Genomic DNA, 980 nt, shown 5'->3' with positions numbered 1-980 from the left:
GATGTCCCAGCGGGGCGGATACATGATGCCCACGACGATCGGGGCGGGGGCGGGGGTGGGGGCGGGGGTGGTGTTCACGTCGGCTTCCCTTCCGTTGGTTGCAGGGCGGGGCCGGAGCCGGTGCCGGCGCTGGGGCCGGTGTCCTTGAGTACGCCGAGCGTGTGTGGTCGCCGCGTGCGTGTTCGCGAGACAGTCGGGCGCGTCTGCGGTGTCCACGAAACACCCGGTCGGACACCCGGTCGGACACCTGGTCGGGATCTCCACGAACGAGAAGCCGCCGCACGAGCATGAAGCACGCGCCGGTCTCGCCACGCGCCGCCGTGTGCAGGACCTGTCGGAGCCCCTCGTCGATCATGTTGCCGTCACCATGCCCGGTGAACCCGAGCAAGTCCAGGGCACCCCGTTCGGCGCCGGTGGCCGGCGACGAGGCACGACCGTGCAGCGCCCGGAGCACCTCGATGTCAAGGTTGTCGGAGTGGGCGGTGTGGCAGCCGATGCCGAACACCGCGACGGCGTCGGCCACTTGGCCCGCCTCTTGTACCTGCTCGACCATCGAACGCATCGCGATCGACTCGCCGCAGCCGGCGCACAAGTGGTGCCCGCTCCCACGGCCTCGACCACGGCCTCGACCACGGCCTCGATTCGGGCCCACATCGCGTCCACGTCCAGGTCGGGCGCGGTCCCGAAGCCCGAAGGGTCCAGGCCGAGCCGCCCGATGAAGTGCACCCGGGTCGCGCCGAGTACGGCCAGTCGTACATCGTCGACCATCCGACCTCCGCTGTTGTCGTACACCGCGACCACCCGAGCACCGGCCGCCGCGCCCCGGATCAGGTCGGTGGGGAACGGCACGAGCGTGACCGGCCGGACGTCCGAGTGGCCGGTTTGCACCTGCCGAGTCGGGGCTTCCTCCTACATACTTCTGAGCCATGACACCCTCGAAGCGCATCGTCGCCGTGGCGGCGTCTCTCGCAGCACTCACG

The 980-nt window shown here is 70.4% G+C and carries 1 protein-coding gene; it reads right to left on the bottom strand.

Features of this window, described 5'->3' with window-relative positions; all coding sequences use genetic code 11:
• Positions 1 to 216, bottom strand: a 216-nt coding sequence (locus GT354_RS54770) for a hypothetical protein (protein WP_237535678.1), incomplete at its 3' end; no start/stop codon positions are given.
• Positions 217 to 980 lie beyond the last annotated feature (764 nt).

Origin of the sequence: Streptomyces sp. SID3343, from assembly GCF_009865215.1 — a bacterium.
In the GTDB taxonomy this organism is placed as follows: domain Bacteria; phylum Actinomycetota; class Actinomycetes; order Streptomycetales; family Streptomycetaceae; genus Embleya.
The sequence above is the reverse complement of the archived record's forward strand: the minus strand, read 5'-3'. Positions and strand labels throughout refer to the sequence as shown.